Source organism: Brevibacillus ruminantium (assembly GCF_023746555.1).
Classification (GTDB): Bacteria; Bacillota; Bacilli; order Brevibacillales; family Brevibacillaceae; genus Brevibacillus; species Brevibacillus ruminantium.
Genome location: NZ_CP098755.1, coordinates 3,214,825 through 3,236,133, shown reverse-complemented (window position 1 = coordinate 3,236,133; position 21,309 = coordinate 3,214,825). Strand labels below are relative to the sequence as shown.

At 50.4% G+C, this 21,309-nt stretch carries 23 protein-coding genes and 2 riboswitches; of the genes, 15 read left to right on the top strand and 8 right to left on the bottom strand.

What is annotated here, in order from left to right:
- Positions 1 to 3: 3 nt before the first annotated feature.
- Positions 4 to 1,707 carry a DEAD/DEAH box helicase gene (locus NDK47_RS15995; RefSeq protein WP_251870754.1) on the bottom strand — a complete coding sequence of 568 codons (1,704 nt, stop codon included), beginning with the start codon at positions 1,705 to 1,707 and terminating at the stop codon, positions 4 to 6.
- A 223-nt stretch (positions 1,708 to 1,930) separates the two neighbouring features.
- Positions 1,931 to 2,024, top strand: a riboswitch (glycine riboswitch).
- Positions 2,025 to 2,135: riboswitch (glycine riboswitch) on the top strand.
- 81 nt (positions 2,136 to 2,216) lie between these two features.
- Between NDK47_RS15995 and gcvT the strand changes: the two genes are divergently transcribed.
- The 5 genes from gcvT (at position 2,217) to NDK47_RS15970 (ending at position 8,046) form a co-directional block, all read left to right on the top strand.
- Entirely contained in the window at positions 2,217 to 3,323 is a 1,107-nt protein-coding gene (gene gcvT, locus NDK47_RS15990; RefSeq protein WP_251870753.1) for a glycine cleavage system aminomethyltransferase GcvT, read from the top strand.
- Between the two features lie 42 nt (positions 3,324 to 3,365).
- Entirely contained in the window at positions 3,366 to 4,715 is a 1,350-nt protein-coding gene (gcvPA, locus tag NDK47_RS15985; protein WP_251870752.1) for an aminomethyl-transferring glycine dehydrogenase subunit GcvPA, read from the top strand.
- Entirely contained in the window at positions 4,708 to 6,174 is a 1,467-nt protein-coding gene (gcvPB, locus tag NDK47_RS15980) for an aminomethyl-transferring glycine dehydrogenase subunit GcvPB (RefSeq protein ID WP_251870751.1), read from the top strand. Before gcvPA ends, gcvPB begins: the two co-directional genes overlap by 8 nt.
- Before the next feature lie 658 nt (positions 6,175 to 6,832).
- A complete protein-coding gene (locus NDK47_RS15975; RefSeq protein ID WP_251870750.1) occupies positions 6,833 to 7,015 on the top strand; it encodes a hypothetical protein in 183 nt (60 codons plus the stop codon).
- Between the two features lie 233 nt (positions 7,016 to 7,248).
- Positions 7,249 to 8,046 carry a lipoate--protein ligase family protein gene (locus NDK47_RS15970; RefSeq protein WP_251876195.1) on the top strand — a complete coding sequence of 266 codons (798 nt, stop codon included), beginning with the start codon at positions 7,249 to 7,251 and terminating at the stop codon, positions 8,044 to 8,046.
- A gap of 133 nt (positions 8,047 to 8,179) precedes the next feature.
- On the opposite strand, the gene dat is transcribed toward NDK47_RS15970, so the two are convergent.
- Positions 8,180 to 9,031, bottom strand: coding sequence for a D-amino-acid transaminase (dat, locus tag NDK47_RS15965; RefSeq protein ID WP_251870749.1), 852 nt, complete (start codon positions 9,029 to 9,031; stop codon positions 8,180 to 8,182).
- Between the two features lie 294 nt (positions 9,032 to 9,325).
- On the opposite strand from dat, the gene NDK47_RS15960 reads away from it, so the two are divergent.
- The gene (locus NDK47_RS15960) at positions 9,326 to 10,573 is read left to right on the top strand and encodes a M28 family peptidase (RefSeq protein WP_251870748.1); all 1,248 of its coding nucleotides are present in this window, start codon (positions 9,326 to 9,328) and stop codon (positions 10,571 to 10,573) included.
- Positions 10,574 to 10,643: 70 nt separating this feature from the next.
- Here the strand turns inward: NDK47_RS15960 and NDK47_RS15955 are convergent, their stop codons facing one another.
- Positions 10,644 to 11,672 carry a hypothetical protein gene (locus tag NDK47_RS15955; protein ID WP_251870747.1) on the bottom strand — a complete coding sequence of 343 codons (1,029 nt, stop codon included), beginning with the start codon at positions 11,670 to 11,672 and terminating at the stop codon, positions 10,644 to 10,646.
- A gap of 157 nt (positions 11,673 to 11,829) precedes the next feature.
- On the opposite strand from NDK47_RS15955, the gene NDK47_RS15950 reads away from it, so the two are divergent.
- The 3 genes from NDK47_RS15950 to NDK47_RS15940 all read left to right on the top strand — a co-directional run bounded on the left by NDK47_RS15950 (position 11,830) and on the right by NDK47_RS15940 (position 13,974).
- Positions 11,830 to 12,387 (top strand): NADPH-dependent FMN reductase, encoded by a 558-nt coding sequence (locus NDK47_RS15950; protein WP_251870746.1) that lies wholly within the window; start codon positions 11,830 to 11,832, stop codon positions 12,385 to 12,387.
- Between the two features lie 99 nt (positions 12,388 to 12,486).
- Entirely contained in the window at positions 12,487 to 12,918 is a 432-nt protein-coding gene (mntR, locus tag NDK47_RS15945) for a transcriptional regulator MntR (protein ID WP_251870745.1), read from the top strand.
- A gap of 111 nt (positions 12,919 to 13,029) precedes the next feature.
- A complete protein-coding gene (locus NDK47_RS15940) occupies positions 13,030 to 13,974 on the top strand; it encodes a patatin-like phospholipase family protein (protein WP_251870744.1) in 945 nt (314 codons plus the stop codon).
- A gap of 24 nt (positions 13,975 to 13,998) precedes the next feature.
- Here NDK47_RS15940 and NDK47_RS15935 read toward each other — a convergent pair whose 3' ends face one another.
- Complete coding sequence (locus NDK47_RS15935) at positions 13,999 to 14,340, bottom strand: hypothetical protein (protein ID WP_251870743.1); 342 nt, start codon at positions 14,338 to 14,340, stop codon at positions 13,999 to 14,001.
- Between the two features lie 30 nt (positions 14,341 to 14,370).
- A complete protein-coding gene (locus tag NDK47_RS15930; protein WP_407653307.1) occupies positions 14,371 to 15,318 on the bottom strand; it encodes a DUF1385 domain-containing protein in 948 nt (315 codons plus the stop codon).
- 123 nt (positions 15,319 to 15,441) lie between these two features.
- Between NDK47_RS15930 and NDK47_RS15925 the strand changes: the two genes are divergently transcribed.
- The 4 genes from NDK47_RS15925 to efp all read left to right on the top strand — a co-directional run bounded on the left by NDK47_RS15925 (position 15,442) and on the right by efp (position 18,196).
- Complete coding sequence (locus NDK47_RS15925; protein WP_251870741.1) at positions 15,442 to 15,945, top strand: YqhR family membrane protein; 504 nt, start codon at positions 15,442 to 15,444, stop codon at positions 15,943 to 15,945.
- A gap of 98 nt (positions 15,946 to 16,043) precedes the next feature.
- Positions 16,044 to 16,481, top strand: coding sequence for a type II 3-dehydroquinate dehydratase (gene aroQ, locus NDK47_RS15920; RefSeq protein ID WP_251870740.1), 438 nt, complete (start codon positions 16,044 to 16,046; stop codon positions 16,479 to 16,481).
- A 48-nt stretch (positions 16,482 to 16,529) separates the two neighbouring features.
- Positions 16,530 to 17,597, top strand: coding sequence for a M24 family metallopeptidase (locus tag NDK47_RS15915; protein ID WP_251870739.1), 1,068 nt, complete (start codon positions 16,530 to 16,532; stop codon positions 17,595 to 17,597).
- A 41-nt stretch (positions 17,598 to 17,638) separates the two neighbouring features.
- A complete protein-coding gene (gene efp / locus NDK47_RS15910; protein WP_251870738.1) occupies positions 17,639 to 18,196 on the top strand; it encodes an elongation factor P in 558 nt (185 codons plus the stop codon).
- A gap of 87 nt (positions 18,197 to 18,283) precedes the next feature.
- On the opposite strand, the gene NDK47_RS15905 is transcribed toward efp, so the two are convergent.
- From NDK47_RS15905 to comA, 3 genes are read right to left on the bottom strand one after another with little or no spacing between them, the layout of a single operon-like run.
- Complete coding sequence (locus tag NDK47_RS15905) at positions 18,284 to 18,745, bottom strand: DUF441 domain-containing protein (protein WP_003387283.1); 462 nt, start codon at positions 18,743 to 18,745, stop codon at positions 18,284 to 18,286.
- Positions 18,746 to 18,785: 40 nt separating this feature from the next.
- Positions 18,786 to 19,502, bottom strand: a complete 717-nt coding sequence (locus tag NDK47_RS15900; protein ID WP_251870737.1) for a 2-phosphosulfolactate phosphatase — start codon at positions 19,500 to 19,502, stop codon at positions 18,786 to 18,788.
- Positions 19,493 to 20,314 (bottom strand): phosphosulfolactate synthase, encoded by an 822-nt coding sequence (comA, locus tag NDK47_RS15895; RefSeq protein ID WP_251870736.1) that lies wholly within the window; start codon positions 20,312 to 20,314, stop codon positions 19,493 to 19,495. The genes NDK47_RS15900 and comA overlap by 10 nt, the downstream gene beginning before the upstream one ends.
- A 151-nt stretch (positions 20,315 to 20,465) precedes the next feature.
- Here comA and NDK47_RS15890 point away from each other — a divergent pair, with 151 nt between their 5' ends.
- On the top strand, positions 20,466 to 20,729 hold the full coding sequence (locus NDK47_RS15890) for a YqhV family protein (protein ID WP_251870735.1): 264 nt from the start codon (positions 20,466 to 20,468) through the stop codon (positions 20,727 to 20,729).
- Positions 20,730 to 20,807: 78 nt separating this feature from the next.
- A complete protein-coding gene (locus NDK47_RS15885) occupies positions 20,808 to 21,275 on the top strand; it encodes a CD1247 N-terminal domain-containing protein (protein WP_251870734.1) in 468 nt (155 codons plus the stop codon).
- Positions 21,276 to 21,309 lie beyond the last annotated feature (34 nt).

Sequence of the window (21,309 nt, the reverse complement as noted above, 5' to 3'; positions counted from 1 at the left end):
TTACTACTTTTCGGCTGCTTCCTGAAGAGATCCCTGTGATTGTCGGACGGTACGCATGGCTCGGATCGCTTGCCCCATATTATCCAGCTTGAGCGCCATTTCCCGTTCTGAAGCCGAATCCATGATGATGCGAACCAGATTCTCCTCCAGAGATTGAGACAGATTCAATCGTTCCACGATATCATCCAGCTCCCCGATTACCATCTCAAACAGATCGATCTTTTCATACAGAAGCTGCAGGATATGTTCTTCAATCGTACCGATGGTAGACAGATTGTATATGTGCACATCGCGCTGCTGACCCAAGCGGTGGACCCGTCCAATGCGCTGCTCCACCCGCATCGGATTCCAAGGCATGTCGTAATTGATGACGCGATTGCAAAATTGCAGGTTGATTCCTTCGCCGCCCGCTTCTGTTGCAATGAGCACCTGGGCGCGGTTCTGGAAAAGATCGGTCATCCAATCCTTTTTGCTCCGTTTGAAGCCGCCGCGAAAAGGCACGGATGTGATCCCGTGATCATGCAGATATTTTTGCAAATAGTTTTGGGTCGCCCGGTATTCCGTAAAGATGATCACCTTGTCATCGATTTCTTTAATCAACTCGATGGCTTTGGCCGCTTTGGAGTGTGCTTCGATGCGTTTGATCATCTCTACGAGCTCCAGGATTTCCGAGCGGACAGGAGAATCCTCGGCTGCCCGCTGGTGCATGTTGTACAGGGTGAGGAAGGCCGCTTCACGGCTGGAACAAACCTCGCGCTGGAGCGTAATCAGCGCCAGTGAGTTATACCCGCCTGAACCGGTGAGATACTGTTCCTTCACAAAACGAGTGACCCCTTCGTAGAGAGCAGCTTCCTCCGGAGACAGTTGGATCGGGATCGATTGGACGTGTCTTTGGGTAAAATGAACACCTCCATCGCTTCGGCGGTTGCGAATCATGACCTTGTCCAGCTCTGTCTTTAGCTGTTCATTGTTTTTGGCCTGCCGCTTTCCTTCGACATAGCTGGTCGTGAAGCTGGAGGTGTGTCCGAGGTGACCAGGCTTCAGCAGATTGATCAAGTTATACAGCTCGTCCATCTCGTTCTGAATAGGGGTGGCAGTTAACAGCAGACAGTATTTTTTACGAATTTCCTTGACGAATTGATAGTTGCGGGTTCTTTTGTTTTTGAGCTTATGAGCCTCATCGATAATCAGCATGTCGTAGTCGATGTCAAGCACGTGGCGCCTGTGCGGGTCCCGCTTTGCCGTATCTATCGAGGCGACAACGACATCATATTGACGCCACATGTACTCTTTTTTTTGAGCCATCGCGGGGATGCCAAACTTTTGGTTCAACTCTTTGGTCCACTGGATGACCAGGGAGGCAGGAACCAGTATCAGGATTTTTTTGGCCAAACCGCGAATCATGTACTCTTTCAGGATCAAGCCGGCTTCGATGGTTTTTCCAAGACCGACCTCGTCAGCCAAAATCGCGCGGCCGCGCATTTCATTTAAAACACGCTCGGCTGTCTGCAGTTGATGAGGATACGGCTGGAGGGTGGGGAGGTACTGCAAGCATTGGAGCTGGTCAAATTCACGGATCGCCAACGCTTCCTCGGCCCGCAGGGTAAGCTGGAACAGCTCCCATTTGTCCCAGGGGCCGTCCTCCTTCATTCGCTTCTGTAGCAAATCCATCCAATCCCTCTCGAAGGAAACGGGAATGTTCGTCATCGTATCGCCTCCTCATTCTTTGTGCTGAGGAATTTGTTTTAGTTACTCAGTTAAATACGAACAATATTCTTTTTAAATAAAAATTTTGTTAGTGAATTTGTAAGTTGATTGGCAATTTGCATATTTTCAAGAATCGACTCTCGTGGTAGGATAAAGAAGGAGTTCATTCCAGTAGTATGGAATGTTACTGAAAAGTTTATGTATGACCCAGTATCCATCGCGAATGAAAGTAGCAGGGAGAGACTGCCTGTATGGCAGCGCCGAAGGAGCAAGCCGGCAACGGTGAATCTCTCAGGCAAAAGTACCTCTACTGGACGCATCTCTGGAGAGAGCTCGAGCGAGAGCCACCAAAGGGGAAACTTGCACATGGAGCAACTGCGCTCCTTTCAGCAAGGCAACTCTCAGGTACCAAGGACAGAGGAGGAGGAATGGGCGCCGTCGTTCTTTGGCGTTCTTATTTCTCTTGTTTTGTCCTTTTTTGTTGCAGAAAAACTCAGGAGGTGCCAGACATGGCGACATTGAAACGCACGCCGCTATTTCCTGCCTACGAAAAGTACGGGGCGAAAACGATTGACTTTGGCGGCTGGGATTTGCCCGTGCAGTTTTCCGGTATTACGCAAGAGCACGAAGCAGTCCGGACAAGGGCAGGTTTGTTTGACGTTTCGCACATGGGCGAGGTAGCGGTAAAAGGTGAAGGAGCGTTTCTCTATCTTCAGAAGCTGACCACGAATGACCTCTCCAAGCTGGAAGTAGGTCAAGCCCAATACAGCGTCTTTTGTTATCCGGACGGGGGCACGGTAGATGATCTGCTGGTTTACAAATATGCAGATGACGATTACCTGCTCGTTATTAACGCTGGCAATACCGACAAGGATTTTGCCTGGATGCAGGAGCATCTCAGTAAAGGCGTGCAGATTGAAAACATCTCCGCGCAGACGGCGCAGCTCGCGATTCAGGGGCCAGTGGCTGAGTCCATTTTGCAAAAGCTGACGGATACAGATCTTTCGCAAATTGGCTTCTTCCGTTTCCAGCGTGATGTACTGATTGACGGTGTTCCATGCCTCGTTTCCCGTACGGGTTATACCGGCGAAGACGGCTTTGAGATCTATCTTGCCCAAGACAAGGCGATCCAGCTTTGGGATCGGCTGCTGGAGGTCGGAAAAGAAGATGGGCTGGTTCCATGCGGTCTGGGTGCACGCGATACGCTGCGTTTCGAATCCAAGCTGCCGCTTTACGGACAGGAGCTGAGCAAGGACATCTCGCCAATCGAGGCGGGTATCGGCTTTGCTGTAAAGGTGGACAAAGAAGTGTCTTTTATCGGCCAGGAAGCATTGAAGGCACAAAAGGAAAAAGGCGCGCCGCGCAAGCTGGTGGGCATCGAAATGATTGATCGCGGTATTCCGCGCAGCCATTATCCCGTGTTTATCGGGGACGAACAAATCGGCGAAGTGACGACAGGTACTCAGTCCCCTACATTGAAAAAGAACGTGGGGCTCGTGCTGATCAAATCCGAGCACGCTGCTGTCGGTACGGAGCTGGAAGTGGAAATTCGCGGCAAGCGCCTCAAAGCAGTCGTGGTGTCCACGCCATTCTATAAGCGTCCCAAGCAATCATAAATTACGGTTTCCAAGACCCCATTTATAAGGAGGACAACGTTCGTGAAATACCGTTACCTGCCTCAAACTGATCAGGACAAACGCGAGATGTTGGACACTCTCGGAATTTCCCGGGTGGAAGAGTTATTCGCAGATATTCCCGAAGAAGTCCGTTTCAAAGGCGCCTTGCAAATTCCAGAGGCCCTTTCCGAGCCGGAATTGGTGAAATATTTTTCATCCCTTGCCGGTAAAAATGCTAACTTCAGCACCCATGCCAGCTTTTTGGGGGCAGGTGTCTACCAGCACCACATCCCGAGTGTCGTCAACCATATGCTGCTTCGCGGTGAATTCTTCACAGCCTACACACCATACCAGCCCGAGATTAGCCAAGGCGAGCTGCAGGCGATTTTCGAATTCCAAACTATGGTGTGTGAGATGACTGGCATGGAGGTGGCTAACTCTTCCATGTACGACGGCGCAACTTCTCTGGCTGAGGCCGCCATGATGGCTGCCGGCCATACCGGAAAAAGAAAAGTGGTCGTCTCCCGCTCTGTTCATCCGGAAGCACGCAATGTTCTTCGCACCTATGCTTACGGACAAGGCGTCGAGGTAGTGGAAGCCGACCTGAAAGACAGCGTAACGGATACAGCGGCGTTGGAAGCTCTTGTCGACGAGCAGACAGCGGCTGTCATCGTGCAATATCCCAACTTCCTGGGACAAATAGAAGATTTGACTGCGATTGAGCCGATTGTACACGGGAAGGGGGCACTTTTGGTCGTCTCCTCCAACCCGCTCTCTCTCGGTGTTCTCGAAGCACCGGGTAAAATGGGCGCTGACATTGTCGTAGGAGACATGCAGCCGTTCGGGATCTTCGCATCCTTTGGCGGACCGCACTGTGGATACTTTGCGACTACGTCAAAACTGATGCGCAAAATGCCGGGCCGGATCGTCGGACAGACCAAGGATGAGGACGGAAAACGTGGCTTCGTGTTGACGCTTCAAGCGCGGGAACAGCACATTCGCCGTGAAAAGGCGACATCCAACATTTGCTCCAACCAGGCTTTGCTGGCTCTGGCCGCTTCCATCGCGATGTCATCCTATGGAAAGCAGGGCGTTCAGGAAATCGCCATGCTCAACCTGCAGAAAGCGCATTATGCCAAGCAGGTGTTGGCAGCAAAAGGCTTTGAAATCGTGGGCAGCGCACCATCCTTTAACGAGTTTATCGTCAAGCTGAACAAACCGGTGGCGGAAGTGAACCAAGCGCTGCTCGGCAAAGGCATCATCGGCGGCTACGACCTCGGTCTGGACTACCCGGAGCTGTCGAATCACATGCTCGTGGCAGTAACCGAGCTGAGAACAAAAGAAGAAATCGAAACACTGGCGCAGGAACTGGAGGCGATCAACCGTGCATAACGACAAGGAAAAAGCACTGATCTTTGAATTGAGCAAGCCCGGTCGCGTAGGCTACAATCTCCCGGCGCTTGATGTGCCTGAGGTAGAAGTTACGGAGCTGCTGCCAAAGCATCTGATTCGTGAGACGCCAGCAGAGCTGCCGGAGGTGTCCGAACTGCAGCTGGTTCGTCATTACACCGAGCTGTCCCGCCGAAATCACGGGATCGACAACGGTTTCTATCCGCTCGGTTCCTGCACGATGAAATACAATCCAAAAATCAACGAAGATGTAGCCCGTTATGCAGGCTTTGCCCAAACCCACCCGTATCAGGCGGAGGAATCTGTTCAAGGTGCGCTGGAGCTGTTGTACAACCTGCAGAATGAATTGGCCGAAATTACGGGAATGGACGCTGTTACGCTGCAGCCTGCTGCCGGTGCTGCGGGTGAGTGGACAGGTCTTCTGATGATCCGTGCCTATCATGAAAGCCGCGGTGATCATGCGCGTACTAAAGTAATCGTGCCCAACTCCGCACACGGCACCAATCCAGCCTCTGCCGCTGTTGCCGGTCTGGAAACCGTTACGATTCCATCCGACGATCGCGGACTGGTAGACATTGAGGCTTTGCGCCAAGCTGTCGGTTCCGATACGGCTGCGTTGATGCTTACCAACCCGAATACCCTCGGCTTGTTCGAAGAGGATATTGTCGAGATGGCCAAGATCGTCCATGATGCCGGCGGACTGCTCTACTATGACGGAGCCAACGCCAACGCGATCCTGGGCATCGCTCGTCCAGGGGACATGGGCTTTGACGTGGTTCACCTCAATCTGCATAAAACCTTTACCGGCCCTCATGGCGGCGGTGGACCCGGTGCAGGACCTGTCGGCGTGAAAAAGATCCTGGAACCGTTCATGCCCGCTCCAATCGTCGGCAAGAAAGCAGACGGCACGTTCTTCTGGGACAACGACCGCCCACAATCGATCGGCCGCGTAAAAGGATATCATGGAAACTTTGGAATCCTCGTCCGTGCTTATGCGTATATTCGTTCGATGGGACCAGAAGGATTGCTGCAGGTATCACAAAACGCTGTCCTCAGCGCCAACTACATGATGCGCAAGCTGGCTAGTGCATACGAGCTGCCCTATGATCGCGTCTGCAAGCACGAATTCGTTCTCTCCGGCGTACGTCAGAAAAAGCTGGGTGTTCGGACGCTTGATATTGCCAAACGTCTGCTCGACTTCGGCTATCATCCGCCGACCATCTACTTCCCGTTGATTGTTGACGAATGCTTGATGATTGAGCCGACTGAGACAGAATCCAAAGAAACGCTTGACGAGTTTATTGACATCATGCTGCAAATTGCGCGTGAATGTGAAGAGACTCCGGAGATCGTCCAGGAAGCACCGCATACGACTGTGGTTCGCAGATTGGATGAGGCGACGGCTGCTCGTAAACCGATTCTTCGTTATCAGCCTGAATAACTTGCGAAAGCTGCCGAATATGGTTCGGCAGCTTTTTTTACAACAGAACAGTTCTTTCAGTCCTTGGTGGCAAAAACCTTTGGAAATGGGGCTGCGGCGAGAAGAAGCATGTTTCCCTGCTTAGCTCCGTATTACGCCCTGCGGGGAGGATTCACTGTCCGCTCCAGGGCGATTCGCGGGGGAGCGCAAAAGCAGAAATTGCTACGAGGTCATCCCAAGGTTACGCTCCTTTTTCCCGCGAATCGCCCTTTCGCTGGGTAGGGCTCCACAGTCGCACCGCAGGGAAACATGCTTCTTCATGTAACCGATGCTTACCAAAAAAATGAACGGATATTCATTGATGTTAAGAATTAAAGAGCAATATATAAAGTACAGATGAGAGCAAAGATACAAGTAAAAACACAAGAAAAGGTACAAACAAAGCGTTCATAGTTAACATAGCCAACAAACATAAATACAAGCGCTCGAATCGTAAACATCGGGGCAACTAACCTTTCGTTTATCCCATGGTGAAAATTGCATCCTATTTTAGCGAAATAATGTGATGTTTGGAGCACCTTTGTATCGTCTTACAGAAATTTTTTTTGTTTTACATCATAAACACCCTTTCTTTCATCCTTTCAAAATTTGGATGGAGCAGTATGTCTGGAGAAGAATCATGTTTCCCTGCGGTGCGACTGTGAAGCCCAGCTTAGCGGAGCAGCGATTGGCGGGAAACAGGGGCGCAACCTTGATTTACTTCGGAGCGACGCGGCTTTTGCGCACCCCCGCCAATCGCTGTGGAGCGGACAGTAAAATCATCCCTGCAGGGCGTAATACGGAGCCAAGCAGGGAAACATGATTCTTCTCACCACAGCCCCGTTGCGAGTAAGTAAAGCTAGGGTTCACTCCTTTGCTGGAGTTTTTCAGGATAAGTGCAAGTATAGAGCTACAGATGTTTACCGGATTTACAATTTCAACATTTCGTGTCCTGTTGATCTGTTGCCCAGCGAACGTGATGAGAAGTACAATGGAAAGTGGAGAGGAGGGTTTAGCGCAGTGACAGAACAATGGCGATTTATCGTGACCGAGGGCATGTCCCCGGCAATGAATATGGCAGTGGATGAGGCAATTCTTCAACTTCACAGCGAAGGAAAGACTCCCCCAACCGTACGTTTTTATACATGGAACCCGGCTACCCTGTCGATTGGGTACTTTCAGAAAGCAAGCAAAGAAATTGATTTAGAGCTCGTGCAGGAGAAAGGGATTGGCTTCGTCCGGCGTGCGACTGGTGGACGAGCGGTCCTGCATGATCAGGAATTAACATACAGTGTCGTTGTTTCCGAAAGCCATCCGAAGATGCCTTCCAGTGTAACAGAAGCCTATAAAGTAATCAGTCTGGGACTGCTGCATGGGTTTCAAAACCTTGGACTGCAAGCAGAAATGGTCTCGCTTGCCTCTGAAGAAGAAAAAGAAAAATACAGTTCTCCCGGCTCCTCAGCCTGCTTTGACTCACCATCCTGGTACGAGTTGGTCGTTGAGGGAAAAAAGGTTGCGGGCAGTGCACAAACCAGGCAAAAAGGAGTAATCCTCCAGCACGGTTCCATCCTGCTTGATATGGATGTCGAACTGCTCTTTTCCCTGCTGACGTTCTCGTCGGACCGACTGAAAGAAAGAATGATGGACAGCTTTCGCAAAAAAGCCGTGACCATCAACGAAGTAAGCAACCGACCCATTCGGCTTCCAGAAGCGATGACAGCTTTCCGCCAGGGTTTTCAGGAAGGTTTGGGCATCGAGCTGCTCGACAGCGAGCTGACTGCGGAAGAGCTAGCACTGGCCCAGGAGTTGGCCGCCACACGCTACTCCACAGATGAGTGGAATCTTCGCCGCTAGGCTTGGATCACCCAACCTCGTTTCGGGGTACAAAGCATCGGGCGAAGTAACAAGAGACATAAAATGAAAGAAGGAAGCTCTCCAGGATTATCTCCCAGAGAGCTTCTCTTATTTCCAAGGTATATAAACAAAACTAGACAAGCACGGTTTTGATGATGTTCTCTTCGAACAATTCCTGCAGTTTTTTCACAACAGGTCCAATCTGACCCGTACCCACGGCTTGCCCATCCACCGAAATAATCGGCATCACTTCAACTGTCGTACCCGTACTGAAGACCTCATCCGCTTGTTTGAGGAAATCTACGGTAAAGGGTTCTTCATGTACAGTGAAGCCGTTGGACTTCGCCAATGCAATGACATCCAGACGGGTGATACCGTTGAGGATCAGGTGATTGGCAGGATGCGTATAGAGCTCGTTGTCTTTCACGACGAAAAGATTGGCAGCGCTGCATTCCGTAACGATACCGTTTCGGTGCAAAATGGAGTCCTGGGCACCGGCGTCTTTGGCATACTGCTTCACCAGTACCGCACCCAGCAGGTTGAGGGTTTTGATATCGCAACGAAGCCAGCGGATATCTTCGATGATTTGCGCAGTAATTCCCTTTTTCATATCGGCGAGAGGGCGTTCCTTGCGACGCACAAAGCCCATGATGACTGGACGGATATTGCTCGGGATATCATGCACGCGTGGAGCGATACCGCGAGTAACCTGTATGTACAAGGTAGCATCGTCATCGGAGGTAATGTTGTTTTTAGCCAGCAATTCATGAGCAATTGTTGATAATTCCTCAGCGGTCCAAGGCAGTTCCAGTTGGATTTCCCGAGCACTGCGGATCAGTCTCGTCAAATGTCCTTCCCACTGGTATATGTTTCCTTTGTAAATACGGACTACTTCGTAAATTCCGTCTCCAAAATTGTAGCCGCGATCTTCCGGATGAACAGAAAGCTCGTCAGCTTCCACCCATTTGCCATCCACGTAAAGCATGTAAATCCTCCTCCGATTACACATATAGAATGTCTTTCACGATGAAACCTCTTGACTGAAAAAGGGAGTATTTACTGGTTCCAGTGAAAGAGTAATGGTATGCATCCACATTAACAAATACGGAGTCAAGGGTCAATTTGAAAATGAAAGGACGGGAAACGTGTCAGCTCAGCGAAAGATGCTGTCGTCAACTGACGTGGCATAGCTCTATTTGACGCACTATTCTGACTAGACGTAATCTTGTTTTCCCTCTCATAATAAAAAGAAGCTGGCGAGAGGAGAGAACGTGATGTGATGAAAACAAGGAAGAGAGTTTTTAGCAGCCTTGCGATTGCATGGAGCTTGCTCTTGCTTTTGTCAAACAATCCGGGACTCGCTGCTGGAGAAGCGGCAGACCGTGAGCGCTTACAGGAGCATATGGAAAAGCTGAGCGCAAATCCCCGCCCCCCGGCAACAGAGTCAGAATTTCGCGCAGTGGTGTACATAGAGGAGTGGCTGCGAATTTACGGATATCACACGACCCTCCACCCCTTTTCTTATTACGTCTATCATGATCCCACCCAGCTTTCTTTGCAAATAGGGCCGGAAGCAGGGAAATGGTCTCCGAAAAAAGTTGAGTTCGGCCCGAATGGAGAAGCCGAAGGGGAAATCCTCGATGCCGGGACCGACACGGTCCAGGACTTTGCAACCAAAGCGGTAGAAGGAAAGCTCCTCTTAATCAGCGAGGGAGGCATGCCAGCAGGAGAAAAAATCAGGTACGCTGCCGCGACAAATGCCAAAGGCGTCATTCTGATCCAATCAGCAAATTCAGCTCGGCTCTCACTCGGAGGTCCGCTGGATATGGCAGTGCCTGTCTTGGCTATCTCCCAGCAGGAGGGAATGCAGCTTAAAGAGCGGCTGAAACAGGGGGGAAAGCTGACAGCGAAGCTCAAAGTATCCGGGGGGTCAATCATCAAAAAAACATCATATAACCTCAGCGCTGTACGAGAGTCCAATCAAGGAAATGCAGCGAAGATCGCGCTGATCGTCGCGCATCATGACGCGCAGCCGGGAACACCGCAAGCAAAGGATGCATCGGGGGTAGCTGCCTTACTGGAGACAGCGCGACTACTGGCTTCCCTCCCAGGCAGTCTCGAGGTGCGTTTTGTCAGTCTGGGGGCAGGGGCAGAGGGCGAGCGAGGATTGCGAGATTATCTGGGCAACCTGACCAAAGCGGAAAAAGAAAAGATGTCTGCCGTGATCTATCTGGATAAGCTTGACCAGCAAAGCAACTCGCTTGCCGTCTATACATACGCAGGAGACCGCAATCAAACAGCAGACATGCTGGCAAAGGAGGGAGTGGCCCTGGCAGCTACGGTGCCGGCAGAAGAAGAAAGACGACTGGAGTTGTTCAAGCAGAACAGCTTGCCAAATGCGGTTCTGATCGAAGGGCAAAAGACCAATGCCAAAGAATCGGCGGGAGCTTTAACAGACGGGAAAGAACCGGTTGTACAGGCAGTCCGCATCGTGTTGAACATGGTTCAAACCATGGAGAAGCAGTAGAGCGATTCGTTCACATGAATGGACGCGGAAGCAGCGCATCCCTCCTATAAAGAAAGAAGCCCTGGATGATTTACCGCCCAGGGCTTTGAGGTTTTTGTAGCTTCCAGACAAAAGAGATAACCAAAAACAGAGCACAATAGGTGAGGGCAATCGCGACGATGTATCCGGTGACGGGGAGAAGGGCAGTTAGTACGGAGAAAAGGGCTGTCGTTATCATCATGACCACGAAGAGAGCTGATAAGCGGATATCGTAACGAACAGCAACTGGGGTGGCCAACGCGTATATCCACACAGCGAGTATCAGGCCCCCATGTCCGAGTACAGCCAGACTGTGAATCCATTTGCCAAAGGGTAGGGCGGAGATGAGTACTATTTGCAGGGGAATGTCAGTAGAGTGAATCTCATGCCAGTATCCGAGCAGTACACCTTGTGTCCATACACCGATAAGGAAGAAAAGTAAACAGCCCACGATGACGCCGAAATGAATGGATTGCACACGGGATGCCCGCGAAGCGAGCGGCAGACAAGTGATCAGGATGAGTAAAAAGTGCAACGCGAAATAAAATGCAGCATGAAGCATCCATTGCAAGTTCAACTGGTACCCGAGAGAGGGTATGGTGATGTGCGGCTGTTCAAAAAAAGCTGTGGCAATAAGCAGAAGGCCAATCACCAAAAATGCGGAAAGTCCGCGAAGCATAGCGGGCCACCCATGCCGCAGGAAAACACAAGCGATCAGGAAAGGGACGAGAGCGAGCAGTAATTTGAAGCTGCCGTCCAGAAGTAACGAGGTGGCACCGCCTATTGAAGTGCCGATGTATGCGAGCAATAACAGTTGAAGAAGAACAGAAAGGCCAGGTGCAATTTTTTCACCGAACCAGTAACACAATAAATCATGCAGCGATCGAAATCCGTGCTCGTGGCTGAGAGTAAAGAGCCGGATTCCCAACCAACCAAGTCCAGCACTGACCAACAGAATCCCCAGTATTCCCCAAAAGCCGAAATAGGCAAAAAAGCGCAGCACTTCAGATCCTACCAGATACGTTCCACCCAACGCTGCTGCTGCAAACAGAACCGCAATTCGCCAGGAGCCTCTGTCCATCAATCATCATCCTTTATCCAACCTTGGTACAAGTGTATGAGGGGGAGGGGCTTGTTCAGAACAGGATCAGGGTAAATAAACATTTTTGTTTACTATATATAGAGAAGGAGGTATACTATTACCAAGCAGCAATGTATGCAGAAGAGGTGAACATTTTATGAAAATCATCGGAATTGCGGGAAGCATGAACCCCGACTCTACCACAAAAAAAGCAGTGAAAATCGCGCTGGATTCCGCTCGAAAAGCAGGTGCCCAGGTCGAACTGATCCATTTGGCTGAATGGCCTATGCCTATTTATGATGTACGAGATGATGAAACCACCTATCCTTCCATCGTGCACCAATTTGTGAACAAAATTTCCGAGGCAGATGGTTTGATCATTGCTTCCCCTGAATACCACGGAACGATCAGTGGGGCTTTGAAAAATGCACTTGATTTTCTTTCCGCAAGACAATTGAAAGACAAACCTGTCGCAGTTCTGGGTGTAGCCGCAGGCAGCTTGGGAGCGACCAACACAGTAAACACTCTGCATCTGATCATGCGAAATCTGCATGCCTGGGCGCTGCCATCAAGCCCGAGTGTCCCAACTGCCTACAGCGCTTTTGACAGCGATGGAAAGCTGAAGGATGCCCGCCTCCAGGAGCGTGTCGAAATGCTGGGAATGCAACTGGTGCACACCATTGACATAATGAAAGGAGCCAAACCGGTAAACTAGACATGTTTCCCTTGCAACCCTGCCTCGATCCACGGTATGATAGTGCTACATGCTTTTTTTGGAGCTTGTCGAAATACCGTTTTGAAACGAGGGATACATATGCCAACTCCCAGCATGGAAGACTATTTGGAACGTATTTACAGCTTAATTGAGGAAAAAGGTTACGCTCGTGTCTCCGATATTGCGGAAGCGTTGGAGGTACATCCCTCATCGGTTACGAAAATGGTTCAAAAGCTGGATAAAGACAAGTATCTCGTCTACGAGAAATATCGGGGCCTCGTTCTCACCCCGAAAGGCAAAAAAATAGGCAAAAGACTCGTCGATCGCCATAGTCTCCTTGAGGAGTTCATGCGCTTGATTGGGGTAGACGAGGAGCATATTTACCAGGATGTTGAGGGGATCGAGCATCATCTGAGCTGGGAATCCATCTCCTGCTTTGAGTATCTGGTCCGCTATTTTCAGGAAGATCCACAGCGTGTGGCAGACTTGCGCCGAATCCAAATGGAAGAGGAGCAAAAAGAAGAAGAGTAGCAGCATGACAAAAACGCAGGCCTTCGGGCTTGCGTTTTTTTGTCGTAATGCACAAGCTCTTCAGCTATATATGGATACTGAGAATCATCAGCAGCAGGAGGGGGTGGGGATATGAAGGCTGATGCTGTGTTTGAGGGAGGCGGAGTAAAGGGAATCGCCTTTGTCGGGGCACTGGAGGTCATGGAGAAGCATGGATTTGAGTGGCAAAGAGTAGCCGGGACTTCGGCGGGAGCGATCGTGGCAGCACTGGTCAGCGCGGGATATAAGAGCAAGGAGCTGCGCCCTATTTTTGAAAAGCTGGATTACCTGCTGTTTTTGGAACGAAGAGGCATGGGACGCCTCCCCGTGGTCGGTCCTCTGTATGAGCTGTTTTTTCGGGAAGGAATCTACCGGACTGACCGCTTGGAATGCTTCATCGAAGAACTGCTGCGAAAAAAAGGAATTCGCACCTTTGGCGATTTGCCCCAGGATAAACTGCGAATCATCGCATCGGATATCACTTCGGGAAAAATGCTGATACTGCCGGATGACCTCGTTCATTTTGATTACATTCCGGAACGTTTTTCGGTTGCTCGCGCTGTTCGGATGTCTTCTTCGATCCCCTACTTTTTTCAGCCTGCGAAGATCATGAGAGAAGGAGTTTGGCATTATATCGTGGATGGGGCGCTTTTGAGCAATTATCCCGTGTGGCTATTTGACGTCCCCGGCATTCCCCGTTGGCCGACGATTGGCTTTCGTCTGCATGACAACAAAGTTGAGCGGGAAGCGTATCGGATCAGAGGGCTTTATTCATTTACCAGACAGCTTATTGTGACCATGCTGGATGCGCATGATCGTCTGTACGTGGATCGGGCCCATGCTGTCCGCACTATTTTTCTAAATACGCTGGGCGTCAGGACGACTCAGTTTCAGCTTTCCCCTGACCTGCGCAATCGTCTGTTTGAATCAGGGGTTCAGTCGGCTACGCGTTTTATGGAGCAATGGAACTTTGATCAGTATATCGAAGTTTTTCGCAAGAACCCGCCATCCACAGAAAAAACAGGCAACCTTGTGTAGGCAGCCTGTTTTTTTGTTTGTGCATTATTGAGAAATATGGTTGTGAGGGTCATGGTCGCCGTTATTTTCCTTCGTTTTTCCCTTGCTTCCTTCAATGACCCGGAAGGGGTGATTTTTTCGGGCTTGCTGGGGCTGCTTTTTCAACGGAGCACGTTGGGGCGATGCTTTTGGCTTCGTTGTTTTTTGCTTTCCAGCGCCAGAAAAAAACGTTCCCTTTCTCAGATAGTTCCGAACCAGAACGAAAACCAGGACAGACAGCCCGATGATCACCAGCATGTTTAGCGGATTGTTGTAAAGTCGAAACAAAAAGCCGAAAACAGCAAGCAACAAGATGATCTGGACGACTGGGGGTATACGGGGAAACATAAGCGCCTCACCTCATCATTTTCAAAATGCTCATCCGGTAGTAACCAGTCCTTGCTTATTCATCTCGGTATCGCGTGTACGCATCTTTTCGAAAGCCGCAATCGCTACTTCCACTTGACTGTCATCCGGTTCCCGTGTGGTAATTTTTTGCAGCCACAAGCCCGGATACCCCAAGTACCGAAGTACAGGCGTGTCCCGCAATTTATTTGTCCATTGCAGGAACTCATACGAGACCCCGATGACAACCGGCAGCAGTACAATTCGTTGGACCACCCGATCCCAAAGGGTATCATAGGTAAACAACGAATAAATCACAACGCCAATAATCACTGTAAAGATCAAGAAGCTGCTTCCGCAACGGTAATGCAGGGTGGAAAATTTTTGCACATTCTCTACCGTTAAGTCTACCCCGGATTCATAGGCGTTAATCACCTTATGCTCTGCTCCGTGGTACTGAAACAACCTCTTGATGATAGGGGCCTGGGCAATTGCCATGATATACCCCAAAAGAAGGATCAGCTTGATGACACCTTCAGCAAGGTTTTGGGCAATTCCATCGGGCACCCAGTTCCCCAATAAAAACTTGGCGAGGAAAACAGGGACGAGTGTGAAGACAAACTTGCCGAATAGGAACGACAAGATGCCCACGACGGCCACGCCAAAAATCATTTGCATTCGTGATGGACCCGCAGATACTTCCTCGTCGGATTCTAGGCTGTATCGATCAGAGGCAAAATTCAGGTGCTTGGCTCCATTGGCGCTCGCTTCAATCAAGCCCACGAGACCCCGGATAAAAGGGATCTTTTTTAAAGCCCTCACCCATGGAAATTCTGTCCGCGGCGCTTCGAAGTATTCGATCTCCTGACTTTTTCTGCGAATGGCCGTCACGGTAACTTGCTTACCGCCGAACATTACGCCTTCTATGACGGCTTGACCGCCGTAACTGGGTACGTTTTGTTGCGCCAATCCTATCACCATCCTTACCTCATATTCTAACGGAAACGAAGCTTGCAGGCTACTGGCAGTTCCGTTAACCGGTTATTCGGGCCCCATTAGTGAAAGCAGCAGGTTTTGCGCATACTACGAACGGGGTGATATCGGATGAGCATGACAAAGACAAGAGGGTATAGGGACAGAAACGAAACAGAGGAAAGAGAGCAGGTTGGGGTCGATTCAGCCGGAAAGGCGAAGGCGTTCCCTTTTGTCAAGATGGTAGAGGTTGCTTTCTGGGGGACAGTCTTCTGGGGAGTCATTGCCCGTTCGCTCGCGCATCTCTTGAATTTTACACCATACGGCTTGGGGGCATATGCCCGGCCTATGCTTGGAGCGGTACACGAGGATTCCTGGCCAGCCATCTGGCTGGGAGCTTTGATGCTTTTTTTTGAAAGCTTGCTAGCTGTCTTCCTCTACTCTGTGCTTTTCAAGCGAAGTCGAATCTGGTGGAGCGGATTACTTTACGGGCTGATGCTGCTGGTCGTGGCCGGCTTCTTTTTTCGCATGGGGAACTGGGATCAGTCTACGCTGAGCACAGAAATCGGCTGGTATCTTTCCTACGGGCTGTTCGTGGGTATGACCGTCACATTGGAGCAGCACGATCAAGCATGATGCTGTTCAATTCCTTTGCCCATATGGTAAAATTACTCTTTAGTAAAATCTTTTTTACAAAGAGGCAAAACGTGTTTGCCATAAGGGAGGAATAATCCATGATATCCGTCCTGTTGTTAAATGGACCAAACCTGAATTTGTTGGGGAAACGAGAACCAGAGGTGTACGGTCATGAAACACTGCAAGATGTTGTCAAACGCCTGGAAAAAGTCATGGAAGAATGGGACGGGGATCTGGAGCATTGTCAATCCAATCATGAGGGTGATCTGATTGATGCCATTCATCGGGCCAAAGGGGTACATCAAGGCATCATCATCAATCCCGGGGCGTTTACACATTACAGTTATGCACTGCGAGATGCGATTGCTGCCGTAGAGCTGCCGACGATTGAGGTTCATATTTCCAATGTCCATGCGCGTGAATCATTCCGCCACCATTCTGTCATCGCCCCTGTAGTAATCGGACAGATTGTCGGCTTGGGAATCGACGGCTATGAATGGGCGCTGCGCTCACTCGTGAATAAAATCAAGAAGTGACAGAGAAACCAGAAAATAGGAGATTGACGAAGAAAGGGAGAGGTCTCGATGAATCGTTTGGACAAATTGCGTGATGCCTTGGATCAGATTGGTGCGGATGCACTGATTACGGAATCGGAAGTAAATCGTCGTTATTTGAGCGGATTTACCGGTTCAACCGGTTGGGTCATTGTAACGCAAAAAGATGCCTACCTGGTCACGGATTTCCGTTATATCGACCAGGCAAAAGAACAGTGCCCGCTTTTCACAGTGGTGAACAATGAGCGAAAAGCAGTGGAAGCGATTGCCAATGTATTGAAAGAGGCAGGTGTGAAGCGCCTGGCGTTTGAGGGCAGCTTGTCATTCAGTACATATTCCACATGGAAAGAGGCATTCGAAGGAGTCGAACTGATGCCAACCAGCGGGTTCATGGAAAAACTGCGCATGTACAAGGACGCATCCGAGGTCGAGATCATCAAGCAGGCTGTGAAAATAGCTGATGATGCTTTTCAGCATATTCTCGGTTACATCAAGCCAGGGGTAAGTGAAGCGGATGTGGCGCTAGAACTGGAATTCTTTATGAGAAAGCAGGGGGCTACCGGTGTAGGCTTTGACATCATTGCTGCCTCAGGTCCACGAGGGGCACTGCCACATGGACGAGCCAGTGATAAAATTATCAAAGCAGGCGAGATGATTACTCTCGATTTTGGCGCTCAATTCCAAGGATACAACTCCGATATCACACGCACCGTCTCCGTCGGAGAGCCCAGTGCCAAGATGAAGGAAATCTACGAGATTGTGCTGAAAGCGCAAATCGCCGGTGTGGAGGTCCTGCGCCCGGGGATTTCCGGCAAAGAGGCGGATGCTGTTACGCGTGATATCATCTCGGCAGCGGGTTATGGCGAAGCGTATGGACATAGTGCAGGCCATGGGCTCGGCATGGATGTGCACGAACTGCCGAATCTTTCGACGGTCAGTCCGTTTATCTTGGAGCCAGGTATGGTCGTGACGATGGAACCCGGTATCTATTTAAGCGGAATCGGCGGGGTGCGGATAGAAGACGACGTTCTGATTACGGCGGACGGTCACGAGGTGTTGACCCAGTCGACGAAAGAGTTGCTCATTTTGCCCGTCTAATTTATACTATTTGTGTTATTTGTTGATTTGGGAGGACTAACATGATCTCTGTTAACGATTTTCGTACCGGCTTAACCATCGAAGTAGATGGCGATATTTTTCAGGTGCTCGAATTCCAGCACGTAAAGCCAGGGAAGGGTGCAGCTTTTGTTCGTTCCAAACTGCGCAACCTTCGCAGTGGCAACACGACTGAGATGACATTCCGCGGCGGTGAAAAAGTAAACCCTGCCCGTATTGAGACATCTACCATGCAGTACCTGTATGCAAGCGGGGATGAGCACACCTTCATGAACACGGAAACGTATGAGCAGCTCACGTTTACCAGCAAACAGATCGAGCGCGAGCTGAACTTCCTGAAGGAAAACATGAACGTGCAAATCATGCAGTACAATGGCGAAACACTTGGAGTTCAATTGCCAAACACCGTTGAACTGACGGTAACCGAATGCGAGCCGGGTGTAAAAGGAGATACAGCCTCCAACGTAACGAAAAAAGCAACCCTGGAAACAGGTTTCGTGGTGAACGTACCGCTTTTCGTAGAACAAGGAGACAAGCTGATCATCGATACCCGTTCCGAGGCATACGTTTCCCGCGCGTAGTTGGGGAAAATACGGTAGGTCGCACAAAAAAGAAAGCTGTACCTGAAGAGGGTACAGCTTTTTTGTTCATGGCGCGATGCGCGGACCTCAACGGCCGCCGAACCATTCCCAGAGCTTCAGGACAAAAGCGGTAATGCCGGCAGCCATCAACGGGCCGACAGGAATCCCGCGCAAAAAGACAATGCCAATGATGGACCCGATCACAAGTCCGACGATGATGGAAGGCTCTGTGCGCAGCAGATCAAGTCCCTTGCCATTCATCCAGGTCGCGATCGCGCCACCAGCAAGCGCCATCATACCGATCACGGTTGTAAATAAAGGAGTAATGTCACGCCAGGAGATCTTTTCGCTGGCGAACGGTACAAGCACTGATATTGTCAGGAAGAGCAGTCCCAGCTCAAGACCGCGCCGCTCCACTACCGGAAACAGTCGCTCCAGTGCAGTCAACTTTAAGACAAGCAGGATGCTGGCAGCCGTTGCGATAATGGGCGATCGACCGATAAGCCCTATGACGATCAAGATGACAAGCATGATTTCCCCAGATACCATCGGCATCAAAACCCCTGTCCACATCCAGTCTTGTTCCACTTTATGAGACAAGGTGGGGGAGTATGCGTCTCTCCTTTACAATCGGAACCAAGGGATACTGATCAATTTGGGCACAGAAAGCTAGATCGTCGTGAAATTGATGCTGAACCAATCTTTTTCCTGTCGTGGTGTTCGAAAGAAGCTCCGGCAAGCGGTTGGATAAATACAGATAGCTTGCATGCATAGATTTGCCCAGATCGCAAAGCTGGATTTCAGGTTGCTCTGCCGTGGCGATATCGATCATCAAACCAGCGGCAAGACCATCCTCCAGGGCAAACTCGGAACGGGTTCCGGCACAGTACAAGGTGACATCGAGATGCTGGGCCAAGGCGTGCTGGACGCAGGCACGGGCATTGAGAAAACAACCAATGAAAAGCGAGGATGCCCGCTCGGCTTTTTGGATCGCACGAGTACCATTGGTCGTCGTGAGAATCAGTTTCCCTCCTTTTTGTTGGTGAGATGCAAGCTGAGTGGGCGAGTTATTGTAATCAAAATCAGCGATCTTCCGGCAGTGTCTTTCACCAGCGAGAAAATTCCCGCTCATTCGCAGGGCAAGCGCTTGGCCGATCGTCTCGACGGGTATCACGGCATCAAAACCTGACGCAAGAGCGGTGACAATGGAGCTGGATGCCCGCAAAACATCAATGACGATGACGACGCGATTACTAATATGCTCATGCCGAATTTCCTCAACGGTAGGCACGACCTCTATTCGCACGCTGCTGTCCCCCTTTCTGCAAACATGGCAGCAGTATCCCCTCTCAACCCCCTTCGCAAGGTTTCCACAGCGAGTACATCTGTGCTGGCGATGTTCCCCAGATTCACATCAACACCCAGTATTCGAATCAGGGCGACCTGCTGTTCCTTTTGAGGTGCCTCCCAAATCAGTCGATTCGCCTGGGAGCCAGCGGCCACGTGAATGTCCTTCAAAAATTCAAGCTCCACTTTTCCGGTTCTATCGAAGACGCCGACGGTACCACTCTCTCTCGCTTCCACGATGACATAGCTTGCGCCTGACTCCAGATCAGATTCCAGCGTGTTCAAAAGCTCCTCACGTTCCGCGCGAAAATCCGTAGCTTTTTTGCCGAATTCCGAATACACGATGAGACCGGCAGCCGCTGCGGTATAGATTGCCCGTCTTCTGAAGTCGGGAGACATGGGAAAGGTGCCGTCAGAGATTTCTACGGCGTTGAAACCAATTGTCTTTATCTCCTTCAAATAGGATTCTACCGTGGATTGACAATGGGCAATTTCAAAGAATGTCCCGCCTGGCATAACATGAAGATTCCATTCTTTTGCTTCCTCCACTTTTTGCTGCAGAAATTTTCGTGGATAGAGAGCCGAAGTGCCGAAGCCCAGCTTGTAGATGTCCATGTAGGGGGCTGCCAGCTCCATCAAGTCACAGAAAGCGGAGCGGCCGATGCCTTTATCGATCACCATGGTAAGGCCGGTGGTACGCGGCTTCTCCTGCCTGCTGCGGGACGGGTCAGTCCATTCCTTGGGCCAGAGGGGAAGATCGCTGTTAATCATGGCAGTTTCCTCATTTCTTCTAGGCGTTTGCTTACAGTCTATGTGCGGCTCCGTCTGGGAGTGAGCCAACTGCCTGTAGGCGATTGCCCAGCGGCAGTGCTGAATTCCATACGGACGAGCATAGAGTAGAGAGAGAGGAGGACGAGGAGCGATGTTGGAAAAAGCGATTGTGGGGATGGCGGCACTGAGGATCATGTCGGGGAGCCTCGAAGTGCTGGCAGCTCTGTTTATTTTGAAGGTCAACGAAATTGAAAAAGCGCTGTTGATCAATTCCGGTCTGGCAATGGTCGGTCCACTGGTACTGCTTTCTACGACGACAATCGGCCTCATCGGCATGTCTGATCGGATCAGCTTTGCCAAAATCATGTGGATTTTTCTCGGTATCGTCTGTATTTTCGTCGGAGTTCGAAAATGACGGCTACAAGATAGTGCAAGTAACCTCTCCCACTATCGGGAACAATAGCAGAAGTATACGACAAGAGGAGGGGTTCTCGTGCTGGAATCTTTGGCGAATCGAATTTCTTATTTGCGTGGATTGGTTGATGGTATGGATGTGTCAGAAGGCAGCAAGGAAGGAAAAATCCTGTCGGAGGTGATCGAGGTTCTGGACGAGATGTACGGGCAGTTCCGTGAAATCCATGCCCGTATCGAAGAAACCGAAGATTACGTAGAGGCGATCGATGACGACCTGGATGATGTAGAGCTCTATCTATTCGGTGATGAAGACGACCTGTATGAAATCGCCGACGACTGCAATGACGAGTATGTGGAGCAGGATGATGAGGAAGGAACGATTTATGAACTGGATCCCCATGATCAGATCATTGCTTCCTACGAAATTGAATGCCCGTCCTGCCATGAGATCCTCTACTTCCAGGAGGGGGAGGACGACGAAGGGTATCACCATTACGTCATCGAGCCTATGCCTCAGGATACACGCGAGCCAATCAATCCGACCTGACTTTGGTCTCACAACCGATATTTTGCCTGAACCT

Bases quoted from the DNA above. Each gene is read 5' to 3' on its own strand.
- NDK47_RS15960 (WP_251870748.1), top strand. From the start codon at position 9,326: ATGAAAACAAGGAAGAGAGTTTTTAGCAGCCTTGCGATTGCATGGAGC.
- aroQ (WP_251870740.1), top strand. From the start codon at position 16,044: ATGATATCCGTCCTGTTGTTAAATGGACCAAACCTGAATTTGTTGGGG.
- NDK47_RS15950 (WP_251870746.1), top strand. From the start codon at position 11,830: ATGAAAATCATCGGAATTGCGGGAAGCATGAACCCCGACTCTACCACA.
- efp (WP_251870738.1), top strand. From the start codon at position 17,639: ATGATCTCTGTTAACGATTTTCGTACCGGCTTAACCATCGAAGTAGAT.
- NDK47_RS15930 (WP_407653307.1), bottom strand. From the start codon at position 15,318: ATGGTGATAGGATTGGCGCAACAAAACGTACCCAGTTACGGCGGTCAA.
- NDK47_RS15975 (WP_251870750.1), top strand. From the start codon at position 6,833: ATGTTTCCCTGCGGTGCGACTGTGAAGCCCAGCTTAGCGGAGCAGCGA.
- NDK47_RS15905 (WP_003387283.1), bottom strand. From the start codon at position 18,745: ATGGTATCTGGGGAAATCATGCTTGTCATCTTGATCGTCATAGGGCTT.
- gcvT (WP_251870753.1), top strand. From the start codon at position 2,217: ATGGCGACATTGAAACGCACGCCGCTATTTCCTGCCTACGAAAAGTAC.
- NDK47_RS15935 (WP_251870743.1), bottom strand. From the start codon at position 14,340: ATGTTTCCCCGTATACCCCCAGTCGTCCAGATCATCTTGTTGCTTGCT.
- NDK47_RS15995 (WP_251870754.1), bottom strand. From the start codon at position 1,707: ATGACGAACATTCCCGTTTCCTTCGAGAGGGATTGGATGGATTTGCTA.
- dat (WP_251870749.1), bottom strand. From the start codon at position 9,031: ATGCTTTACGTGGATGGCAAATGGGTGGAAGCTGACGAGCTTTCTGTT.
- mntR (WP_251870745.1), top strand. From the start codon at position 12,487: ATGCCAACTCCCAGCATGGAAGACTATTTGGAACGTATTTACAGCTTA.
- NDK47_RS15925 (WP_251870741.1), top strand. From the start codon at position 15,442: ATGAGCATGACAAAGACAAGAGGGTATAGGGACAGAAACGAAACAGAG.
- NDK47_RS15940 (WP_251870744.1), top strand. From the start codon at position 13,030: ATGAAGGCTGATGCTGTGTTTGAGGGAGGCGGAGTAAAGGGAATCGCC.
- NDK47_RS15890 (WP_251870735.1), top strand. From the start codon at position 20,466: ATGTTGGAAAAAGCGATTGTGGGGATGGCGGCACTGAGGATCATGTCG.
- NDK47_RS15970 (WP_251876195.1), top strand. From the start codon at position 7,249: ATGTCCCCGGCAATGAATATGGCAGTGGATGAGGCAATTCTTCAACTT.
- NDK47_RS15955 (WP_251870747.1), bottom strand. From the start codon at position 11,672: ATGGACAGAGGCTCCTGGCGAATTGCGGTTCTGTTTGCAGCAGCAGCG.
- NDK47_RS15915 (WP_251870739.1), top strand. From the start codon at position 16,530: ATGAATCGTTTGGACAAATTGCGTGATGCCTTGGATCAGATTGGTGCG.
- comA (WP_251870736.1), bottom strand. From the start codon at position 20,314: ATGATTAACAGCGATCTTCCCCTCTGGCCCAAGGAATGGACTGACCCG.